Annotated in this window: 19 protein-coding genes; 16 read left to right on the top strand and 3 right to left on the bottom strand. The window is 56.6% G+C overall.

Annotation, left to right across the window (positions count from 1 at the left end):
* The 11 genes from C816_RS24695 to C816_RS02835 form a co-directional block, all read left to right on the top strand.
* Window positions 1-250 (top strand): hypothetical protein (locus C816_RS24695; protein WP_242832145.1); only part of this gene is annotated, 250 nt, incomplete at its 5' end.
* Window positions 214-2,583 carry a winged helix-turn-helix domain-containing protein gene (locus C816_RS02875; RefSeq protein WP_016320915.1) on the top strand — a complete coding sequence of 790 codons (2,370 nt, stop codon included), beginning with the start codon at window positions 214-216 and terminating at the stop codon, window positions 2,581-2,583. The genes C816_RS24695 and C816_RS02875, both read left to right, overlap by 37 nt.
* A gap of 83 nt (window positions 2,584-2,666) precedes the next feature.
* On the top strand, window positions 2,667-8,642 hold the full coding sequence (locus C816_RS02870) for an S-layer homology domain-containing protein (RefSeq protein WP_016320914.1): 5,976 nt from the start codon (window positions 2,667-2,669) through the stop codon (window positions 8,640-8,642).
* Window positions 8,643-8,792: 150 nt separating this feature from the next.
* The gene (locus tag C816_RS02865; protein WP_016320913.1) at window positions 8,793-9,518 is read left to right on the top strand and encodes a winged helix-turn-helix transcriptional regulator; all 726 of its coding nucleotides are present in this window, start codon (window positions 8,793-8,795) and stop codon (window positions 9,516-9,518) included.
* Between the two features lie 78 nt (window positions 9,519-9,596).
* Window positions 9,597-9,872, top strand: a complete 276-nt coding sequence (locus C816_RS02860) for a hypothetical protein (protein ID WP_016320912.1) — start codon at window positions 9,597-9,599, stop codon at window positions 9,870-9,872.
* Window positions 9,869-10,285 (top strand): RNA polymerase sigma factor, encoded by a 417-nt coding sequence (locus tag C816_RS02855; RefSeq protein WP_016320911.1) that lies wholly within the window; start codon window positions 9,869-9,871, stop codon window positions 10,283-10,285. Before C816_RS02860 ends, C816_RS02855 begins: the two co-directional genes overlap by 4 nt.
* The gene (locus C816_RS02850; protein ID WP_016320910.1) at window positions 10,278-10,529 is read left to right on the top strand and encodes a helix-turn-helix domain-containing protein; all 252 of its coding nucleotides are present in this window, start codon (window positions 10,278-10,280) and stop codon (window positions 10,527-10,529) included. Before C816_RS02855 ends, C816_RS02850 begins: the two co-directional genes overlap by 8 nt.
* A gap of 43 nt (window positions 10,530-10,572) precedes the next feature.
* Window positions 10,573-10,830, top strand: coding sequence for a DUF6514 family protein (locus C816_RS02845; RefSeq protein WP_016320909.1), 258 nt, complete (start codon window positions 10,573-10,575; stop codon window positions 10,828-10,830).
* Window positions 10,831-10,842: 12 nt separating this feature from the next.
* A complete protein-coding gene (locus C816_RS02840) occupies window positions 10,843-11,169 on the top strand; it encodes a sporulation initiation factor Spo0A C-terminal domain-containing protein (RefSeq protein ID WP_016320908.1) in 327 nt (108 codons plus the stop codon).
* A 448-nt stretch (window positions 11,170-11,617) separates the two neighbouring features.
* Window positions 11,618-11,788: a hypothetical protein gene (locus C816_RS24155; protein WP_016320907.1), complete on the top strand. Its 171-nt coding sequence runs from the start codon at window positions 11,618-11,620 to the stop codon at window positions 11,786-11,788.
* A gap of 118 nt (window positions 11,789-11,906) precedes the next feature.
* Window positions 11,907-13,598, top strand: coding sequence for a recombinase family protein (locus tag C816_RS02835; protein WP_016320906.1), 1,692 nt, complete (start codon window positions 11,907-11,909; stop codon window positions 13,596-13,598).
* Window positions 13,599-13,674: 76 nt separating this feature from the next.
* Here C816_RS02835 and C816_RS02830 read toward each other — a convergent pair whose 3' ends face one another.
* On the bottom strand, window positions 13,675-14,511 hold the full coding sequence (locus tag C816_RS02830) for an MSCRAMM family protein (RefSeq protein ID WP_371254356.1): 837 nt from the start codon (window positions 14,509-14,511) through the stop codon (window positions 13,675-13,677).
* Window positions 14,512-14,894: 383 nt separating this feature from the next.
* On the opposite strand from C816_RS02830, the gene C816_RS24150 reads away from it, so the two are divergent.
* Together C816_RS24150 and C816_RS24145 are read left to right on the top strand one after the other, a co-directional pair.
* Window positions 14,895-15,194, top strand: a complete 300-nt coding sequence (locus C816_RS24150; protein WP_016320904.1) for a hypothetical protein — start codon at window positions 14,895-14,897, stop codon at window positions 15,192-15,194.
* Window positions 15,195-15,395: 201 nt separating this feature from the next.
* On the top strand, window positions 15,396-15,695 hold the full coding sequence (locus tag C816_RS24145; RefSeq protein ID WP_196803604.1) for a hypothetical protein: 300 nt from the start codon (window positions 15,396-15,398) through the stop codon (window positions 15,693-15,695).
* Between the two features lie 29 nt (window positions 15,696-15,724).
* On the opposite strand, the gene C816_RS02820 is transcribed toward C816_RS24145, so the two are convergent.
* Window positions 15,725-16,024 (bottom strand): hypothetical protein, encoded by a 300-nt coding sequence (locus C816_RS02820; protein WP_016320903.1) that lies wholly within the window; start codon window positions 16,022-16,024, stop codon window positions 15,725-15,727.
* Between the two features lie 214 nt (window positions 16,025-16,238).
* Between C816_RS02820 and C816_RS24140 the strand changes: the two genes are divergently transcribed.
* From C816_RS24140 to C816_RS02805, 3 genes are all read left to right on the top strand, one after another.
* Entirely contained in the window at window positions 16,239-16,529 is a 291-nt protein-coding gene (locus tag C816_RS24140) for a hypothetical protein (protein WP_196803603.1), read from the top strand.
* Between the two features lie 465 nt (window positions 16,530-16,994).
* Window positions 16,995-17,708, top strand: a complete 714-nt coding sequence (locus C816_RS02810; protein WP_016320901.1) for a LytR/AlgR family response regulator transcription factor — start codon at window positions 16,995-16,997, stop codon at window positions 17,706-17,708.
* Window positions 17,705-19,045, top strand: coding sequence for a sensor histidine kinase (locus tag C816_RS02805; RefSeq protein WP_016320900.1), 1,341 nt, complete (start codon window positions 17,705-17,707; stop codon window positions 19,043-19,045). The genes C816_RS02810 and C816_RS02805 overlap by 4 nt, the downstream gene beginning before the upstream one ends.
* 196 nt (window positions 19,046-19,241) lie before the next feature.
* Here the strand turns inward: C816_RS02805 and C816_RS02800 are convergent, their stop codons facing one another.
* Window positions 19,242-20,669 (bottom strand): hypothetical protein, encoded by a 1,428-nt coding sequence (locus tag C816_RS02800; protein WP_016320899.1) that lies wholly within the window; start codon window positions 20,667-20,669, stop codon window positions 19,242-19,244.
* Window positions 20,670-20,781 lie beyond the last annotated feature (112 nt).

The following is a 20,781-nucleotide window of genomic DNA, read 5'->3' as shown; positions in this document are numbered from 1 at the left end:
AAGCAAGCAAGCAAGCAAGCAAGCAAGCAAGCAAGCAAGCAAGCAAGCAAGCAAGCAAGCAAGCAAGCAAGCAAGCAAGCAAGCAAGCAAGCAAGGGATAATTGCGCCCTTTTTTCCTGTAAAATTGAATTTCAATCTAAAAGGCCACCCGGCGAGCGTTTCTGCTGTCCGGGCGGCCTTTTTGCGCTCAGTTGAGGAAAAGGAGGCTGACCCGTGGACCAAAACTATATCGCTCCGGCAAGCGCACTAAAGAAACTGAAAAAGGCCCGGAACCTGTCACAGACAGTTTACCTTTACGGGGCCACCGGCTATGGCAAGACGGAGCTGGTACGCCAATATCTGTCGGGCCGCAGATACACTTACCTCTCCTGTGAGGAACTGCCCTGGGAGGATGGGGCGCTGCCCCGGTCGGAACCGGGCAGGCAAAACCGCCGGGTGGTGGTGATTGACGACCTGCACCGACTGAAAAGCGAAAAACTACGCCAAGAGATTTTGGCATTGGAGGAGCGGGAGGATATATGGCTGATCCTGGTCAGCCGAAGCCCTCTCCCGGCCTGGCTCATGCCCCGGCATATCAAGAGCGTTTTTGTTGTGGTTTCCGAAGATGACCTGCGGATGGGCCGGGACGAGATCACCGCCTATCTGGACGCCCGCGGCGTCGTCTACACAGAGGAAGATATTCTGTATTTGCAGAATACCGCCGAGGGCAACGCCTACGTCCTCCACCATGTAGCCCTGCGGATGAAAGAGGGGCAATCACCCGGCCCAGAGCTGCGAACGGAAATACGGGAGGCGTTCGCGTCTTATCTGGAAAACGTGGTGCTGGTGTGCTGGGACAGCGACCTGCTGGAATTTTTAATGCAGGTCAGTGTGGTGGACGAGTTTACGCTGGAGCTGGCGGAGATGATCTCCGGCAACCTCCATGTCACTGCCCTGCTGGAGCAGGCGGGTGAAGCCGGGAATTTCATCACCCAGGAGGACGGCACATACCGCTTACGCCCGGTACTGATCGACGCGCTGCGGAACCGGGCGCTGAAGCTATATGGCCGGGAGCGTGTCAAGGACTTCAAATATAACGCAGCCCTCTACTATGAAATGCACGATGAAGTTGTCCCGGCATTGAGGCTGTTCGAGGAGTGCGGCAAAACCGAGCGCATCAAAAATCTGTTGATCCGCAACGCCCGGATGAACCCCGGCAACGGCCACTATTACGAACTGCGCCGCTACTATTTCAACATGGACGAGAGGGAGATCGAGGACAGCCCGGTATTGATGGCGGGTATGAGTATGCTGCACTCCATGCTGATGGACGACGAAAAAAGCGAGTATTGGTACGAGAAGCTAAAAGCCTTTGCCACCAATGCCAAGGGCGGCGTCCGGCGGGAGGCTCTGAGCCGTCTGGCCTACCTGGACATTGGCCTGCCCCACCGGGGGAGCCGGGACGTACTGGAAATTATAAAAAACATCCCCGCCCTGCTGTTCGACAAGGGCAACCGCCTCCCGGAGTTTTCCGTCACCAGCAACCTCCCCAGCACCATGAACGGCGGCAAGGATTTTTGCCATTGGAGTCCCGACGATACCAAGCTGGCAAAGACTGTGGGGCCGCTGGTGGAGCGTGTGCTGGGCAGCTATGGAAAGGGACTTGTCAAGGCCGCGCTGGGCGAGAGCTACTACGAAAAAGGCGAGGACAATTACGAGGTAATGTCCCTGCTGACCCGCGCCCAGGTGGAGGCAGGGCAGGGCGGGACGATGGAGATCGCCTTTGCCGCCGTAGGCGTCCGGGTACGGCTGGCCCTGCTGCAAGGGGACAGTCCGGCGGTGCGGGAGCTGCTGGCGTCCTTTGAACAGTCTGTGCGGGAAAACAGGGCCGTCCAGCTATTGCCCAACATCCAGGCGCTCCGCTGCCGGTTGGCCTTGTATGAGGGCGATATGGATATGGTGGAACGCTGGATGAAAACCGCCCCGGACGAGGATCGGGAGTTTTGCAGTTTGGAGCGTTACCGCTACCTGACCAAAGTACGCTGTTATCTGGCGAACGGAGAGTACACAAAAGCCCAGGCCCTTTTGGAAAAGCTGCGCTACTATGCCGAGCAGACGGGCAGGCCCTATGTCCGCATGGAAACCGGGCTGTTGTCCGCCATCACCAAGGAGCGGGTTGGCGGGCCATGGCAGGAGGAACTGGCCATCGTTCTGAAAGAAGTGGAGCGTTACCGCTTTCTGCGCCTGATTACCGAGGAGGGAGCGGCGGTATGGCCCCTGTTCCAACGGGAGAAAAAGGCGTTGCAGGAAGCTGGGACGTTGAATAAGGACTGGCTGCGCCGCCTGCTGGCCGAGGCCGAGGAAGTGGCCAGGCGCTATCCCCTCTATCTGAAAAAGCGGGCGGCTGTGGCGGCGGATTTCAAAGGCGTCGCCCTGACCATCCTCCGTTTGCAGGCCGACGGCCTATCTGTTAATCGGATCGCCCAAAGGCTGGATTTGAAGCCGGACAATGTGAAATATCACATCAAGGAGAATTATCGAAAATTGAATGTTGACAACAAAACGGACGCGCTGCTGGCGGCGCGAAGCCTGGGCCTGCTGTAATTCAAGAAATGCGTCTCAACTTGAGACACATTTCGACAGGGAATGAAAGTTTAATGCAAATTCTTTTTCAAGGAGGATGTTCTATGAAACGCAGAATATTAAGCATCATCACCGCTCTGGCTCTGTGCCTGAGCCTATGCCCCACCTGGGCGCTGGCGGCGGAGGCGGACCCCGCGCTCTGTCCCCATCACCGGGAGCATACGGAGGACTGCGGCTACACCGCCCCCACCGAGGGCCAGCCCTGCGGCCACCAGCACACAGCGGGGTGCTACACCCTGGGGGTACTCCCCGACGCGGACGGCGGCGACCCCTACGAGATCGGCGCAGACACGGAAAACCCGCTGGACTGCCAGCACATCCATGACAGCGAGTGCGGCTATGTCCAGGCCGAACCCGGAACGCCCTGCGGGTTTGTCTGCAAGCTCTGCCCCATTGAGGACTTGGTCGCCGCCCTGCCCGATACAGTGACAGAGGAGAACGCGGACGAAGTGCGGGCACAGCTTGACCAAATCCTCACCCTGTTCTCGGAATTGAACGAGGACGAACAGGAGCAGATCGACCTTTCCCGCTGCTACGAGCTGCAAGGGGCGCTGGACGGGGCCAACGACCCTGCCCCAATAACGGAATCTGTCGAGTATCAAGAGGCGTCCTGGGACGGCAGCCAAGTGACCTATGAGAGCAAGACCGAAACCTGTACCCTCGTTGAAAACAGCGCCGAGGCGGTCACATGGACTGCGGGCTGGTACGCGGTCAGCGGCACCGTCACCATTTCCGAACCCATCACCGTCAACGGGGAGGTACACCTGATCCTGACGGACGGCTGCACCCTCACAGCGGAAAAGGGCATTGTGGTGACGAGCACCAACAGCCTGACCATCTACGCCCAGTCCGAAAATGGCGGTACGCTGAACGCCACCGGCACGACTGACGATAGCGGTAATGCCAGTGCGGGCATCGGCGGCAGCACCTCCTCCGTTGACAGCGGCAGCATTACCATTCATGGCGGCATAATCAACGCCACCGGCGGCGTTGCGAATAATAATTTTGGTAATCCTAATTATGGCGGCGCAGGTATTGGCGGCAGTACCACCAGTTCTGGAAATGGCGGCAACAGCGGCACCATCGAGATTTACGGCGGCACGATCACCGCCAACAGCGGCGCAGGCAATGTCGCTGGCGCAGGTATTGGCGGTGGTGGCGGCGGAAATGGTAAAAACGGCGGAGACGGCAGTGGTATCACTATCTACGGCGGCAGTATCACAGCAACGTTTCGTGGGACTGGTTCTGGTGGCGCTGGCATCGGTGGCGGTGCGGGTAACAATGGCAACGGCGGTGCGGGAAACAATATCCAAATTAACGGCGGGATGGTACACGCCACAGGCGGCTATTTGGGTGCGGGCATTGGCGGCGGTGGTGGTGTTGGCAAGAAGAGCGGAGATGGCACCGTCACCATCAGTGGCGGCACAGTGACCGCTGTTGGAGGCAGCTATGCCGCAGGCATTGGCGGCGGCGGTGGGTATCAGTACAGCAACCAATGGGTCAGTGACTCTACCACCGGCGGCACCGGCAGCGTCACCATTACCGGCGGCATTGTAGATGCTTCCAGTCCCACAGATGTCGATTGGGAAGGCTATGAGGGTGCTCCCATCGGCAACGGCGGGAACACAAATGGTACTGCAACCGTCAACAAAACCACCGGCATCGTGTTTGAGAACGGCGTGGGGACGGTCTGCGGCGATGTGACCTTTGACGGCAGCTATCCCGTCCCCGCGGATTACACGCTGAACATCCCCGCTGGGGCCAGCCTGTCCGGGAGCGGCACTTTGACCGGCGGCGGAACGTTTACCGCCGATTTGTCGGAGGATATGGTTTCTGTCCCCACCGATTTGTATTATAACGGGCAGGACAGGTCAAATGACATAAAAACACGGCTTTCCGACGGACTGACCCAGGGCATTGCAATTTGCGGCCAGACCTTTACGGTCAGCGGCTGGACGGTGGCGGTCAGCAGGACAGACGATTTGCACTATACCGCTACTTATACGAACGAAAGCGACACAACGAAAAACTTCACGAAACCCATCACGCTCCAGCAGTCCGGCACGACGCTTGACGGCGCTGTGAAAACCTACAATGGCGAAACGGAAACCAAAGACTTCACCGCCAGCGACACCATCACCGTCAAGGCCACGCCCACCGCAACTGGGCAGGCTCCGGCAAACTCCGCTATGTTTGCGGCCAGCTTCACCGGGCCGGGCGCGGGCCAGATGGCGGTGTTTGTGGGTAATACGCAGGTGTCTGAGGCGGTGGACGCTGGTGCGGACGGCACCTACACCATGACCGTCAGCGCCGCCGATGTGCTGGCTGCGGCAGGAGGCCCAGGTACGGGAATCACCCTGACGGCGAAATTCGTTGGGAATGACAATATGGCGGACGGCGCGGGGACGGTGGATGTCAGCATCTCCGCCGTAGCGAAGATTGAAAATGGCAGCACCACCACCTATGTGGGCAATTTGGACGATGCGTTCAAAACGGAAAACGATGGCGCGACCATTACGCTGCTGAAGGATGTGACGCGAACACCAGTACTCGACATCCAAATCACCTGCAACCTGGACCTGGGTGGGCATACCATCACCTGCACTGGTAGAACAGCTATCAGCATTTGGCGTAACGCAAATCTGACCATTCAGGGTGCGGGCGAGGTTGTTTCTGCAAGCAACACCGCTCTTGATGTGGGGGGAAATGTCACGCTGAAAGGTGGAACCTTTACCGGTGGGGGATCGCAATCTGCTGGTGTAAATGTCAATGATGAGAGCGGATCTCTATCCGTCACCGAAAATGTGACCATACAGAACACAGGCGGCGGTTATGGATTGGCCGTCAGCAATGCACAGTCTGTTCAACTCTCAGGTGGAAAATACTCCGGGACGGCGGGGGCAATTGTCATAACGAGCCAATCCTCATCTCTCACCCTCGGCGGTCTGCTGGCCCACAGCGGCGACACCCGGTACGCCTATTTTGACGAAAGCGGCATCAAACCCATTACGGGCAAGCTGGACGACAAAGAACTGACCGGCACAGTGACGGTGAAGAAGTGCAACCATACCGGCGAGGGCGTCTGCGAGTACACGCCGAATGAAGGTGCGGAAACCCACGCCATGACCTGTCTGGCCTGCGGGTATGCGGGAGCTGCGGAGGACTGTCAGTACACCTATACGCCCGACAGCGGCGGGGAGCATCACATCACTGCTTGTCAGTTCTGCGGCAGGACCAAAACAGAGGCGCATACCTACGGCTCGTGGACGCCGGAACATAATGAGAACGCTGTTACCATCCGGCGCAGCTGTGAAAACTGCGGCTATACGAAAACGGATGGCACGTTCACAGTACCGGCCCACGTCCAAACCATGCAATATGGAAAGCCCATCACACTTACCTGTTCCTCCACCCTGCCGGGGGCAACTTTTAGCTGGTCCCTTAATGGAAGCACTGCCGAGGGGACGGGAGCCAGCTTTACCCTGCCGGAGACGCTGGCAGTAGGTGAGTACATGTGGAATGCTCGCGTAACGTGGACTGGCTCGGATGGCGAGACCATGTCTGAAAGTGGCTATTTAAGTGTCCTTCCCGCCCCGCTGACCGCCACCGGAGCAACGGCGGAGGGCAGGGCCTATGACGGCACCAATTCGGTGGAGATCACCGGCGTGACGCTGGCCGGGATTTTGAACGGCGATGATGTATCCGTTGATACCACCGGCCTGACCGGAACCCTGAACGGCTCCAACGCGGGAACCTATACCAACCTCACCCTGCCCGCAATGACCCTCACCGGCGCGGACGCGGAGAATTACACTGTGACCCGGCCCGCAGGAGCGGTCCCGGCCAGCGTGACCATCCGCAAAGCTGCGCCCCTCACCCCCAAGACCGGCGATCTGGCGGTTGCCAATAAGCAGGAGCATACTTACACCTACGGCCTGGGCGCTCTGCGGCCCGATGTGCCGGAGGGCATAAGCCTGGGCAGCACCGCCGTCACCTACGAGCTGGGTACGGTCAGCCTGGGCAGCTACTACGACAGCGGCGCAATGATTGACGGCCAGACCCTCACCCTGCCCATTAAGGCGGTGGAGAGCGACAGCGAAACTAAAATCGGAACCATCACTGTCACCATCCATACCCAAAACTTCGAGGATATGACCGCCACCCTCGACGTGCGGAGCGTCAACAAGATCATCCCCACCGGCGGACCCAACCTGAGCGGGAATACCCTCACCTATGGGCAAGCCCTCGGCTCCATTACCCTGTCCGGCAACATGAAGGACGGTGAAACGCCTGTTCCCGGTAAATTTGAGTGGAGCAACCCGGATAACCGGCCTGCTGTGCAGGAAAACTATGCGGCGGCATGGATCTTCAAGCCAGATGATAACAAAACCTACGCCATTGTCACCGGAACCGCCTTGATCCAGGTCCTCCCGGCTCCCATTATGGGTGTTGTGATCGTGCTGGACCATACGGCGTTCAAGTACGACGGCCAGCCCCACCGCCCCGGCATCACCAGTGTGACGCTGAATGGGACCCCGCTGACGGCGGACGTGGACTACACCGCCGCGATCCCGGAGGGAACGGAAGCGGGTACATATACCGTCACCCTCACCGGCAAAGGCAATTACACAGGAACGGCCACAGCGGTATTTATCATCAATCCTGTGGAGCAGAAACCGCTGGATCAGAAGGACGACGACGGCCACGAGCTGCGGCTGGAGGTGGAAACCGGGCTGTCCACCGTCCCGGAGGCGCTGAAAACAAATGAGCAGTTCAATACGCCGGGGAAGATCGAAACCGCCCTGCGGACCAGAGTGGCCGAGGTGATGTCCAATGTGGGAGAGCAGATCGCGGTGTTCGATGTGACCCTCCAGTACAAGGACGAAAGCGGCGTGTGGCGCAACGTCGATCCCAACCATTTCCCGGCGGAGGGCGTGACGGCGGTCCTGCCCTACCCGGCGGGGACCGGGGCCACCGGCTACACCTTCACCGTCCAGCACCTCATTTCCAGCGGCGCGCAGGCCGGGACAATGGAGACTCTGGCCTATACACCGACAGCGGACGGCCTGCAATGTAAGTTCAGCAGCTTGTCCCCGGTAGCCATCGGCTATCAGGCAGCCACAAAGCCCAATCCCCAGCCGAATCCAGGCGGCAACTCCGGCGGCGGGGGCTGGAGTTCCAGCACCTACGCCGTCACCGTAGAGAAATCGGAACATGGCAAAGTGACCTCCAACCGCACCAATGCCAGCAATGGCAGTACTGTCACCCTGACTGTCACCCCGGACAGCGGCTATGTGCTGGACACCCTGACCGTCACCGACAGCCGGGGGAATGAAATCAAGCTGACGGCCCAGGGCGGCGGCAAATACACCTTCACTATGCCCAGCAGGGCCGTAACGGTAAAGGCATCCTTTGTTCCTCTGCCGGACGATACGCAAAAGCCCTGCGATGGCGGCGCGGACTGCCCCTCCCACGGCTTTACAGACCTTGGCACCGTGGGGACTTGGTATCACGAGGCGGTGGACTATGTGCTGCGGAATGGGCTGATGAACGGCTACAGTAACGGGACCTTCGGCCCCAACAACAACCTGACCCGCGCCCAATTTGCTCAAATCCTCTTTAACAAGGAGGGCAGGCCGGTTGTCAATTACCTGCTGCAATACAGCGATGTGGCGGAGGGCGCGTGGTACACCGAGGCCATCCGCTGGGCCACCAGCCGGGGGATTATTGGCGGCTACGGAAACGGGAATTTTGGCCCCAATGACAACATCACCCGTGAGCAGCTGGCCGTCATGCTCTGGCGGTACGCCGGAAGCCCCGCCGCTACCGATAAGGAACTGCACTTTACCGATGCGGACAAGGCCAGCGGCTACGCGCTGGAGGCCCTGCGGTGGGCTGTGGAGAACGGCATTTTGAACGGCTACGGCGATGGGCTGCTCGGCCCCCAGGGGCAGGCGACACGGGCGCAGGTGGCGCAGATGCTGAAAAACTTTATTGAGAATCGGGAGCCCGATGCTTAAAAAACTTGTATTTTCTTGAAAGACGCATAGTACCACGAAAGCGGGACGGTGTTTTTCCGTCCCGCTTTCAATATAAGCATTTCCGCAAAAATTGTAGAAATATGTCTCAATTTGAGACGCATTTTGGAAAGAAAGGGGGGACTATCCGACATGATATACAGCGTATTGACCGTGGGATTGTCTGATAAATTGGTTGCGGCCCTGCAAAACTTAATCATCCAGTATGATTTGAACTTCACTACATCCTTGACCACGCGGGAGGCAAACCGCTTATTGGAGCGTCGAGTATTCCATCTGCTGATTATTGGTCTGGACTATCTGCGGACAATCCAGCAAGCCGACTGGCTGACAGATATTCGGCACATCAGCTTTGTGCCGCTTATCGTCCTGTCCGACACCCCGGAGCAAGATATAAATAACATGGTGCAGCTTGGCGCTGATATGTGCATTTCAGGAAAGCCGCCTTTTGCCGCGATTGCCAATCACGCCTGTGCCCAGCTCCGGCGATATACGGAATATAATCATTACAATGACCCGGCACGTACAGAGACTTCTTCTTTTCAAATGGGTGATATATTTATAGACCCGGCCCGGCGCATTGTGAAAGTATGCAGAAGGTTGGTAAATCTCCGCCCACGGGAATTTTCGCTGCTCCTGTACTTCATGCGAAACCCCAACATTGTATTGAACTCTGAGCAAATATGTGAACACGCCTGGGGGATGGAGGGAAGCTATAATCAAGGTGTTTCCCATCCGGTCCGTTTACTCCGGCAGGCTATCGAACCGGACCCGATCAACCCGGTCTATATCAAAACAGTCTATCGGGTTGGCTATTGCTTTACCGCGTATTGTGTCGAAACTTGCGATATGTGTTAGAGCGGTGTTAGCGCATTGTTAGAGTAGTGTTAGAAACGAGTGGTACATTGTCCTTACACAGAAGAAAGGACGACCACCATGAAACGCTTTTCATTTTTCCACGTCAAGTACATATCGCTGGCAGAACAGGCCGCCGCCCCGGAACAAGGGGCGGCGGCTTCTTTCTATTCGACAGAAAACGAGCGTTTTTGCAGAGGGGACGGTCAACGCGCTGCCGCTAAAACTGTCGAGGAGTATCTTCTTTCGCCGAATAAAAAAATTCTTTCCAAAAGTTTGGCAAAACACCCCCTGGCACTTGTAATAAGGATAGAGGGGGAAAACAAGCCCCTCCCGGAAAAGGGGGTGACAGCATGAGCATGGAGCAGAACAAGCGGCACGCTTTTGACGCCTACTGCAAGCGGCTGGTGAAAAACGAGGCGGTCAACATCCATCTGGAGTATGCCCGCCAGGGGAAACGGGAAGCAGTCTTTTCCGAACTGACCCAGCGGGAGCTGCAAAGTCTCTGCTGCACAGACCGCTACGCCCCGGAACGCCGGGTGTTCACCGTTCTGGATATGGACTTTGAGATTGAGGACGCCGACCTTGTCCGGGCGCTGGCCGCTCTGACCCTGAAGCGGCGGAGTATCGTCCTGCTGGCCTATCTGCTGGAAATGAAGGACGACGAGATCGCCCAAAGGCTCCAGATGAACCGCTCCACCGTACAGTACCAACGCACCAACACCCTGGAAGAACTAAGAAAACTGATGGAGGGATATGAGTATGAATAATTATCGCCGCAACAGCAAGCCCCACAGCCGCCTGCTGCCCTACGCCACCATCCGGGCGGCATCCGAGGGCGACCCCGACGCTGTGAACGCCGTCCTGCGGCACTATGAGGGCTACATCACCCGTTTGGCCATGCGCCAGCTCCATGACGAGTATGGCAATACCTATCTCTGCGTGGACGAGGCTATGCGCCGCAGGCTGGAAATCAAGCTGATTACCGGCATCCTGGCGTTCCGGGCCGCATGAGCGGCCACAGCCCCTACAACATAATCACCAAGGAGGCGGCAGTATGAGAGATATTCCCTATACATCCAAGCTGGACCACGCGGAGGACGGACGGCCCCTGGCCCTGGACTACTTCATTTTGGTAAGAGACGGCGAACCGGAACAGTATGGGATCAAGGTCATTGAGAAAAACAGCGGGGCACAGTCCCTGGCCTTTGATCTGACCACGGAGCCGGAGCGTATCTACACTTTAGCGGACAAGCTCTCCCGGAACAGCGTTACTCCCGCCACTCTGCTGGACATTGTGGACGATTGGCTTTAGTCGGAGGTAGAAATGAACACAGAACAGCTTTTGAGAAATCTCGGCGCTACCGGGAACCTGAAAGGGTTTCGGTATGCCGTCCATATGATCGAATTGGCAGAACAGGACCCGACCGCAGTTACAAAGGTCACAAAGTACCTTTACCCGGAAACAGCCAGACATTTCAATGTTTCCCCAAGTGTTGTGGAGCGCAATCTGCGTACTGTTATCCATATCTGCTGGAGCCGTGGGAACCGGGAGTTTTTTGACGAGGTGGCGGGTACTCGCCTGACATACCAGCCCACCAACGGGATGTTTCTGGATATGGCTGCTGCGTTTCTGCGGCGGCGGGAGGCATAGCTCCCCCAAAAATCTATCCCGGCTGGGGTGAAAAGCCCCAGCCGGGGCCAGAGAAATGCGGCTCAAATTGAGACACATTTCGACACGCCGCCAAGCGGCACGGGCGCACCGTCTCCGGCGCGTCTGTGCGGACTGGCGACAGTCTGGCCCATGCACCTTGACAACGGAATGACCGACCAAAGAGGATATGTACCCTTTTGAGTATGCCGTCTGCGTGCCTGGGGGATGATACGCCGCTGACGAACCAGGGGCAGGAACGACTTTGGACAGAACGGCAATTTATGAAACAGGGGGTGAAACAGAACGGGAGCATCATTTTCCCTATTCCAAGCGAAACAGCCGGGCCGGTATATTGCCGCATGACGCAATATCTCCGGTCCGGCTGACATACCGGGGCCGCGTCCGACAGCCGGGGGCAGCCCTGCATTTTCTACAAGGAGGCCGTGCAATGGAGAGGGATAATTTTTCCAAGAGAGCAGATCAATCCGCAGAACAGCCGAAAGTGGTTTATATTGGCGGCTATAAGGTCACTGTCAGATACAGCGGGCAGAAAAATCCGTCTGCGGTCAAACGTATCAAGGACACGCTGATTGCTGGCGCGACTGCCGGGAAAAGCTGATTTTTTGCATTTTTTGTTGAAATATGAGATAATAATGGTGTAGTAGACGGCACCTTGAAAACAGAATATTTCTGGCCGCCATATATACACCGTTCACTCGGAAAGTGAGGAGTATATTATGGCAGAGCAAATGATACAGAATATCAGCGGCGTCATTGGTGGAGAAGCGCGAGTCCATGTAAGGCGGGTTGTTTGTCTGTATCGGGTGTCCTCTGTGGGACAGGTAGAGAAGGATGATATTCCCATGCAGAAGCAGTCCTGCCGGGAGTTTGTTCAGAGACAAACTGGCTGGGAGATTGTTAAGGAGTTTGCCGAGAAGGGCGTATCCGGTTTTAAGAAGTCCGCAAAGGACAGGGACGCCATTCAGGAAATCCAGAAGCTGGCCCTGCAAGGCGGGTTTGACATCCTGCTGGTGTTCATGTTTGACCGGCTGGGCCGCAGGGACGATGAAACGCCTTTTGTGGTGGAGTGGTTTGTCAAGCAGAATATTGAAGTGTGGAGTGCCATGGAGGGCCAGCAGCGGTTTGATAATCACGTTGATAAGCTGCTGAATTACATCCGCTACTGGCAGGCGTCCGGTGAGAGTATCAAGACCTCTATGCGTGTTAAGACTCGGATTGAACAGTTGACCCAAGAGGGCCACTTTACCGGCGGACGCGCGCCTTTTGGCTACCGGGCCGAAAAGACAGGCCGCATGAACAAGAAAAATCAGGACGTGCGAGACCTCGTGATAGACCCGGAGGACGCGGAGATTGTCAAGCTGATTTTTCAGAAATATGTCTATGAGGGTTACGGGGCGCTCCGTCTTTGCCGCTATTTCAGGGAGCAGGGCATACGAAGGAAGGACGGCGGCGAAGTGACCGTGGGCATGATTAACAGGGCTGTGAAAAACTCCATCTACATCGGTGTCATCCACAGAGGTGACAGTAAATCGGAAGTGCTGCCGGACCTGAAAATCATTGACGAGGAATTGTTTTTCAGGGCGTTGGAAATTGCCGGTGAGCGGAAGGTGCAGAAACGGGAAGTCCCCCTCACTACAAGAGGCCGGTCCCTTTTGGTGGGAAATGTCTATTGCGGCTGCTGTGGGGCACGTCTCATGCTGGCAACCTCCGGCCACAAGTATCAGAAGAAGGACGGTACTGTAAGCACAAGCACCTGTTCCAGCTATAAGTGCTACAACAGGACATTCGCCCCTGGGAAATGTGACGGGCAGACTTCTTTCAGTGTTGAAAAGCTGGACAACCTTGTGGAGCAGATCATCCGCATCCAGCTGTCGCAAATCCAAAAGGCCCCGCCCCAAACGCTGCTTGCGAAGCAGAGAAGCCGGGAAGTTGACCTTGCCAAAATGAAAGCGAAGCGCCTGCATGACGATTACGAACAGAAGCAGAGGGCTTATCAGGATTTACGAGCCGAGACGCTGAAAGTTATCCAGGGCAACAGCCGTTTCAGCGCCGACCTGCTGAACAGCCTGATGGACGAGACTGCCGCCCAGCTGAAGGAGCTGGAAAGCCAGATGCAGGCGGCGGAATTGGAAGTACGGGAAACCGTGTCCAGCGCCGAGCAGGTACAGAAGGAATACACTCAGCTGATGAATTGGGCCGAGCTGTATGACAACTGTTCCCTTGAAGCAAAGAAAATGATTGTGGCTCAGTTTGTGAAAGCCGTCCGCGTCAAGCGGGGCTATGAGTTGGATATTGAGTTCAACGTATCCTTCGAGGAATTTCAGGCTCTTTATCTGGAGCCGGAGGAAAAGGGCCGTAAACGCAAAAGAGCCGGGGAAATCTTGGCCCTTGCGGAGTGCGCTGGATAGGTTCCCCGGCTGATTAGGGTGCTTTTAAGAAGTTCACCCGTTCCATTTTTGGTTGGTACGAATACCTGCAAACGTACTAACTAAAAAAATATTTGTTGCTATAACCGTACTGTTCGGCGTTGCGGACGATGATCGTCCTGGGCGTGGAATCGAGGACGTAATTGGAGGGCACTTTGGTTTCTACCACAACCACCGTGGAATTTGGAGTGAGGCCCGTCACGGTCACGGTTCCATCGCCCCCGGTGGTGTAGCGGCCCAGGATGTTCCCGTCCACGTCCTTCAAAGTGAACTCCGTATTCGGTACGGGCTTGCCTGTGACGGCGTCCTTTTTCGAGAGCGTCAACGAACACAGAGGCTCGTTGTACACCGTGATCGTCTGGGTGTCCGCGGGATTCACCGTGACGGTCTGGATTCTGGTGGCCTCGTCAATGATGTGGGTAGGCAGGGTCTTGACCTCCTTGACCACGACTGTGCCCACCACGGGAACCCGAATCTCTCCATTGGCGTTGGTAGTATACAGCCCCTTGGAGGAGAGATGTCCATGTGCGTCATCCACATACCCGCCCTCAGCGTAGGTCAACTCAAATTGAACCCCGCTCAAAGGCTCCTTTGTGATCTTATCCAGCTTCCTGACCACCAAATACCCGGTCTTTTTGTTGTAAAACCGGAGGATATTGGCGCCATCATCGCTGATTTTGATACTCTTGGGAATGCCGTCCAGCACCACGCCCTCGGGCACCTTGATCTCCCGGACATGGATGGTGGAACCAGGTTCCACGCCGGGGATCACCACCCGGCCATCGTCGCCGGAGATGAACTCGCCGTTGCTGTTGCCTACCACGGCCCCGCTGCTGTCCGTGACCAGGAAGGTGACGCCCTTCAGGGGCTTATGCTCGCTACCCTCCTCCTCAATGTACTTCTCAATGATGAGGGTGTTTTTCGGGCTGTTGTAAAACCTTGTGTAGATAAAAAAGATACAGCCCGAAATCGGCAGAATAAAATTTAGAAACAGCGGCTGAAACGGGACTTTTTGGAAAATAAAAGCACGAAAAAGTCGAGTTTTTCAAAACGGCCTTCCGTTTCAAGAAATTTACGCACCAGAGATGCAAAAACAGGTCTCCCACAGACGGAGTAAAATCGCTGTCATCGTAATTACTTCCAGAGCAAATGATTGCTTTTTATGAGAATTCGGATACCTAAAATCTTAAAACACAGCAAATCGCCGCCCTCGCCTGCCGGAAACTATTTGGTGGGCCGAGGGCGGCTTTTTTATTTCAATAGCAAGGAGGAATCAGCATGGCATACCGGCAAGTCTACTTTCGCATCCGCACCGACTGCTACAACTCCGGCTGGACAAGCGATGCCGGCAGAACTGCATTCGAAAAGGAAAGCCGCCGCCTGTTCCAAGAGCTGGGGTGGACAGCTACCCTGGGGTACAACGGAGGTTGCGACACAGTCACCATGGGCCAGCAGGATCTCTACCTGCACCCCAGCAGCTTCAGCGGAGTGATAGATGAGGCCAGCATCCAGCCCCTGCAAGAGCAGCTATCGAAAGCGCGAACCTTCCGCTGCTATCACGTTGACCGCTATGAGTAATACCGGGATCTGAGCGATGAAGCGTATCGGGCGGAGCTGGAGGCCAAGCGGGATGAGATCACAAGTTATGTCCTGGAAAAATGCAGGACAAAGCGCAGCAATCTTTACATTGTAGACCCTGTTGCGATCCATGTCGCGGAACACTTTAAGATCCGCCGTCTGTGTGACAAAGACGGACGCAATAAGATCGGGAATCAGTTTGTGGCTGAACTGATGGACGAACTGCTCCAGAAGGGCTGGCTGGTCTCTGCCAAGACGTCTTACGGCGAGGGCATCCGAACCGCCACCAATAAAGAACGTGGCATCTCCCGTCAGCCTGCCGCACAGGTCGATGGGCATCACCATGGAGAACCAGGAAAACAAGGCGCCCAAAAAGAAAAAGGGGCGAAAACCGGCTGGCCCCTGCCTGTAGGACGGTCACAGGCTGGGGGCGGCTTTTTCTTCCCCTGCCTGTTCACATTGGTGCTTATGCTTGGTTTGTCTCCCAATCATTGTTGGTAATGGTGAATAGCTTTCTCTATGCTTTCCAGCTATACTTGCTTCACAATTACAGATTGGCGTGTTTCCGCCCCCGGCTTTGCCGCCGCTGTTGCCTTTGCGCGCTCCAGTTCCTTGGCTGCTGTTCCGCTGATGAAAGAGCCGTCCAGCACAAAAGTTCCAATCACATTCCCGTCTTTATCATAGATCGGAAGGACCCGGTTTTCTTCTAGCTTGGACATATAGGCTATCGCATCCTGCCTTGTGGCAACATAGGGATTTAAGTCTGCCTCACGAACATAACCATGAACGCCATCTGTGCCGACTGCGGACAACAATACCGGGGAGAGCATATGCTTGTACGGCCTTGCTTTTCCCCAGCATCTTCCGTATTTTCTCCAGGGCTTTGTCTACAAGTTCCGAAAAGCGGGAAAACGAAATAACCGGGGCAAGTCGGGGAAACTTGGTTATAAAGGCAGAAAGGTTCCTGTGATTCTGTGTAGCATCTGCACAGGCGGGCAGGTTGCGGACTTCAGGGACTTGGCCGACGGCAAATTCAAGGAAATCATGCCGATCCGCGATGACAGGGACTTTTTGGAATTTCTCCGCCTGTATCTGGATGAGAAGAGCGAGATCAAACGGGAGTGGGGCCATATGAACCATCGGCTTTCAGCGCTGCTGGATCGGCTCGCAAACCTGGCAGCCGCCCTGCTCTGTTTTTCGCAAATAGCGGAGGTCGAAAGGATTTCCCCCGGCAAAATGCGGAAACGGCTTGAGGGAATCCTCTGCGGAGCCGGCATGCGCATGGCTTTGAACCGGGCCTCGACCGATGGGCCTGTCTCGGAGGCGTTCTTGTAAGCCAAGGCCCTGTAAATACTTGCCGGAAAAATGCTTCAGCGGTCAGCTTTACAAACAAATCATATTTGCGGAAAGGCATATTGTTTTTGTCAAATCAGTATGGAAATTTTTATCTGTTGTGTTATAATATAAACTGTAAAAAGGCTTATCCAGGGTACAGCAATGCTTCCGCCTTACTCCGATTGATCCGGCTGAGCGGACAGGCGGCTCGGCACCGCCAGCCCCTCCCGGCGGTGCCGTTGGATTCGTCCGTGTCGATTGGAATTCGCCCGTCCCTGACTCCGATGGCCTGAGTTTCAAATACCGGCAGCAAGGAATCCGGTGAGCCGCCCAAAACTCCTGTGTTGGTACGGACACAGGGGTTTTTGCAGTACTGGGGCGCTGACCGGCCAAAAGCCGCGCACCGGCTCATACTGACAGGCCACGTCAGGTATTTTGCGCCGCCGGTCAGAAGGGGAGATTGATTTGCATATCGCTTTGTGTGATGATGAAAAGAACGAGCTGCTCCTGCTGCGGGAGATGGTCCAGGCATTTTGCGAAAAAAAGAGGCTGGAGGCCGTCATAGATGTATTTTCCGGCGGGGAGGATTTTTTGGCGTCGGCTCAGCGGTATGACATTCTTTTTATGGACATCTACCTGCCCGGCATGAACGGGATGGAGGCGGCGGAGCGGGCCGGTGCCCTGGCCCGCCAGCAGATCGTGTTCACCACCGTCAGCCGGGAGTATGCCGTGGAAGCCTTCCGGCTGAACGCCGCCCACTATCTCACGAAGCCGCTGAGCGCCCAGTCTGTGGCGGAGGCGATGGAGCGGTGCCTGATGCGGCTGGGGGAACCTCCCCGGAAAAGCCTGGTGATAAAGACGAATCAGGGAACGATTCCGGTGCCGATGGAGCAGATCGTGTTTATCGAAGTGCTGAACAAGCTGTGCATTGTACATACCGCCAAAAGCGACTTCCGCACCTATACCTCTCTGGACGCGCTGTTTGAGCAGCTGGACGATGCTTTCCTGCGGGCGCAGCGCAGCTATGTGGTGAATATGCGGTTTGTGGAGTCCTTCCTGTTTGACCGGGTGATTTTAGCAGGCGGCACAGAGATCATGCTGTCCAGGGGCAATCGGACCGAGCTGAAAAGACAGTATCAAAGCTTTCTCTTTCGTTTAGCGAGGAGGGCTGAGGAGTGATCTTTTGGAGACTGTTTTTCGGCTGGCTGATACAGATTGGGCCCTTTGCGCTCCTGTGCATTCAGCCTTTTGCGGGGCAGCTTCGCTTTCCCCTCCGGAAAACCGGGGCCGTTATGCTGATTCTGTTTGCGGGGCTTGCGGCGGCGTTCGCGCTGACAGGATGTGCGCTGCACCGTGCGTCGGCCTCCGACCCCTGGCTGTTTGTCAAGGTCAACATGGCTTTTTTTGTGAGCCTGATTTTCTGCTTCCTGTGGTATTTGTACGCCGTAACCGCTTCATGGCCGAAAAAGCTGTTTGTGTTCTCCTACGTTCTGAGCGGAGCGTTTATCATCACGTCCATCAGCAACGCGATTGCCACAAGGCTGTATATGGGCAGAAGCGACGGGCTGCCATACCTGGGCCGTGCGCCGCTGATTCTGCTTCTGGCGGCCGCGGTGTTCCTGCCCGTTTTGTTTTTCGTCCTCAAGCGGCACTACCAAATCATGGCGGACAGCTTTACGAACAGGGAGAGCATCTACATATCCACGCTGTCCATCGTTTTGTGCGTGGCGCTGTCCAGCGGCCTGATCTGCTTCGGCTACCTCAATCTTTATGAGCCAATGAATTTGCTTCTCTATATCGCTCTGCTTATCTCAATTTTTGCGATGAACGGCATCTGCTTCAAGCTATTGGACATCACCCATGAGAAAATGAGCGCCCAGCGGAAATATGACGAGCTGCATTGTCAGCTCTCCCTTCAGGTGGAGCAATACCGCCGGATCAGCAACAATATGGAGGCAACCCGGCGGATGCGCCATGATCTCAAACATCATATGATTACGATACAGGGCTTCCTCCAAGGCGGGAACGTAAAGCAGGCGGAGCAGTATTTGGACCATTACCTGCTAGTCACGAAGGAACTCGAAATCCCCAAGCTGTGCGATAACGCCGTGGTGAACACGGTGGCCGACTATTATCGAATGCTGTCGGCGGAGCAGGATATCTGCTTTTCAGCGCGTATTGCGATCCCGGCAGATCTGGCCGTCCAGGATATTGATCTGTCTGTTCTGATCGGGAACCTGCTGGAAAACGCGTTTGACGCCGCGCTTCTGGTGGAGGGCGAGGCCCGTTTTATCCGCTTCAACATGGCCTGCTTCGGGAACATGCTGGCTGTCACCGTGGACAACGGCTTTAACGGAACCGTAAAAATGGAGGCAGGCCGCTATCTGTCCACCAAAGACCAGCACAGCGGCTTTGGCCTGGCCAGCGTGGAGGCGATTGCGGAAAAGTATTCCGGCGGCGTGGAGTTTACCCATGAGGCGGAGGTATTCCATTCGTCGGTCATGCTGGGGATATAGCTTTTGGGGCGTAGAATATCGCATCGCAGTGCTGAAAATGCCCAAAAGCAGCCCCCGGAACGGACGAAAATTACCGGCCGCTCCGAGGGCGCCAGAGGGGTGGGGACTCTCTGACGGTAAAAAACTGTTAGATTGAGGCCGCGGCCTTGCTTCAGCCGCGCCGCTTTGCACGGTGGATCAGACCGCCGCGCACAGCTCAGCTCGTTTCCTCCCCGCTGGCCAGCGCCTTCAGGGCAGTGGTGGGATGCTCATGCAGCGGCAGGGACGGCCCTGCCGTATTTGCGGATGGAGCCGGGGATTCACGGGCCTCCGCCAATGGCTGGGGGTCCAGCGTGCGGATGAAGCCGGGTCCGTGGGGCCAGAATTGCCCGTGGTTGTTTTGGCCTGTCCGGAAGGGGTCGTGGCTGCGCCAGAGGTCGCCGGCCAAAATGTTTTGCACATCGATCCTGAGGGTGTACGGGATTTCCTCGGCCGGAGCCAGCGCCGACAGATCCGCGGCGGCGGCATCGACGGGGATATGCCCCGCTTCGGCATAGCCTCTCCGAATGACCGCCACTTCATTTGCTTGGTAGCCTTCCCCGCTCTCAAGCTCGTTCCAGAGCTGAATGTGCGTATTACGGTCATGGCCGCTGCCGCCTATCGGGATCAGTCCATCGCAGTTGAAGGCATAGGAGAAATTCCGCGGACCGCTCCGAGGGCCGAGGGCGAGGGAGGTCGGAATCAGCGACATCCCGCAGGAGGGCACAAGCTGGATATCCACCAGGGTTGTGCCTGTAGCCAGCCGGCCGGTGGGCGAGGGCGCGCCGCCGGCGGTGACATAGCCCACGCAGTGGTCCAGGCATAGCTCAAGGCCGAACTGGAGGATCTGCCCGCCGCTTCTGCGGAGGTGGGGAAACCGGAACAGGGAGCCGCCCAGACCGTTGGGGTCCTCCTGGATCAAGCGGTCCAGAATTCTCCAGGTGGGCTGGCTGCCATGGGCGATATCCTGATCGGTGAGTATCCGCGGCGTGGCATTCCGCAGGGTGAAGTTCACGAAGTCAATGGCAGACTTCAGGTGCTTTTCGGTGAAGTAGCAGGCGTCGCGCTGCCGCGGCGTACTGCCGCCGCATTGGATCAGCGCTATGTTACAGCCCGTGGCAGCGGAAAAGCGGGGATCGCCGGGAATCACGGAGGAGAGGGGAAAGCTGGCGCCTATGGCGCTGCCGAATACAAAGACCCAGTCCTGGAACCGCTCCTCTGCCGCCAATGACCGCAGCTCGCCAAACAGGCCGCCCCAAGGCCCTTTAAAATAAGCGGGCAGGGGGCCAAAGGAGGCGGGCGCCTTCTCCCAGCCGTTCAGCAGGTCGTAGAAGTACGCCCCTGCCGCCCCTCTGTAGAGGAACTCCGGCGCCATAAAGATTTTCAGTGTTTCGGAATCCGCCTGCGCATTTTTATAGGCCGTCTCAATGGCCCGGCGGGTGAACTCGACGCGCGCCATGATATCCAGGCATTGACTGAGCACATGAAACCGCCGGTCATCCGCCGCCGGAGCGAGGCCGGCATAATGGTCCGAGCCCGACGGCCCATATACCGCCCCGGTGTAGATCTCCCATGCGATAAACTGTACTTTTGAATATTCTGGCATATATTCAACTCCGTTTCTATCCAAATCGCTCTGGCACGCCGCGCAGCTGTTGGCGCGGCGGCCAGACAGAAAAAGGCCAGTCTCTTCCCGGGCTGACGGCCGGCCTTCCCGG

This window comes from Oscillibacter sp. 1-3, from assembly GCF_000403435.2.
Taxonomy (GTDB): Bacteria; Bacillota; Clostridia; order Oscillospirales; family Oscillospiraceae; genus Oscillibacter.
Note: the sequence above shows the minus strand (reverse complement) of the source record. Positions and strands in the feature narration are given on the sequence as shown.

Bases quoted from the DNA above. Each gene is read 5' to 3' on its own strand.
- C816_RS02870 (WP_016320914.1), top strand. From the start codon at position 2,667: ATGAAACGCAGAATATTAAGCATCATCACCGCTCTGGCTCTGTGCCTG.
- C816_RS02865 (WP_016320913.1), top strand. From the start codon at position 8,793: ATGATATACAGCGTATTGACCGTGGGATTGTCTGATAAATTGGTTGCG.
- C816_RS02860 (WP_016320912.1), top strand. From the start codon at position 9,597: ATGAAACGCTTTTCATTTTTCCACGTCAAGTACATATCGCTGGCAGAA.
- C816_RS02855 (WP_016320911.1), top strand. From the start codon at position 9,869: ATGAGCATGGAGCAGAACAAGCGGCACGCTTTTGACGCCTACTGCAAG.
- C816_RS02850 (WP_016320910.1), top strand. From the start codon at position 10,278: ATGAATAATTATCGCCGCAACAGCAAGCCCCACAGCCGCCTGCTGCCC.
- C816_RS02845 (WP_016320909.1), top strand. From the start codon at position 10,573: ATGAGAGATATTCCCTATACATCCAAGCTGGACCACGCGGAGGACGGA.
- C816_RS02840 (WP_016320908.1), top strand. From the start codon at position 10,843: ATGAACACAGAACAGCTTTTGAGAAATCTCGGCGCTACCGGGAACCTG.
- C816_RS24155 (WP_016320907.1), top strand. From the start codon at position 11,618: ATGGAGAGGGATAATTTTTCCAAGAGAGCAGATCAATCCGCAGAACAG.
- C816_RS02835 (WP_016320906.1), top strand. From the start codon at position 11,907: ATGGCAGAGCAAATGATACAGAATATCAGCGGCGTCATTGGTGGAGAA.
- C816_RS24150 (WP_016320904.1), top strand. From the start codon at position 14,895: ATGGCATACCGGCAAGTCTACTTTCGCATCCGCACCGACTGCTACAAC.
- C816_RS02820 (WP_016320903.1), bottom strand. From the start codon at position 16,024: ATGCTCTCCCCGGTATTGTTGTCCGCAGTCGGCACAGATGGCGTTCAT.
- C816_RS24140 (WP_196803603.1), top strand. From the start codon at position 16,239: ATGCCGATCCGCGATGACAGGGACTTTTTGGAATTTCTCCGCCTGTAT.
- C816_RS02800 (WP_016320899.1), bottom strand. From the start codon at position 20,669: ATGCCAGAATATTCAAAAGTACAGTTTATCGCATGGGAGATCTACACC.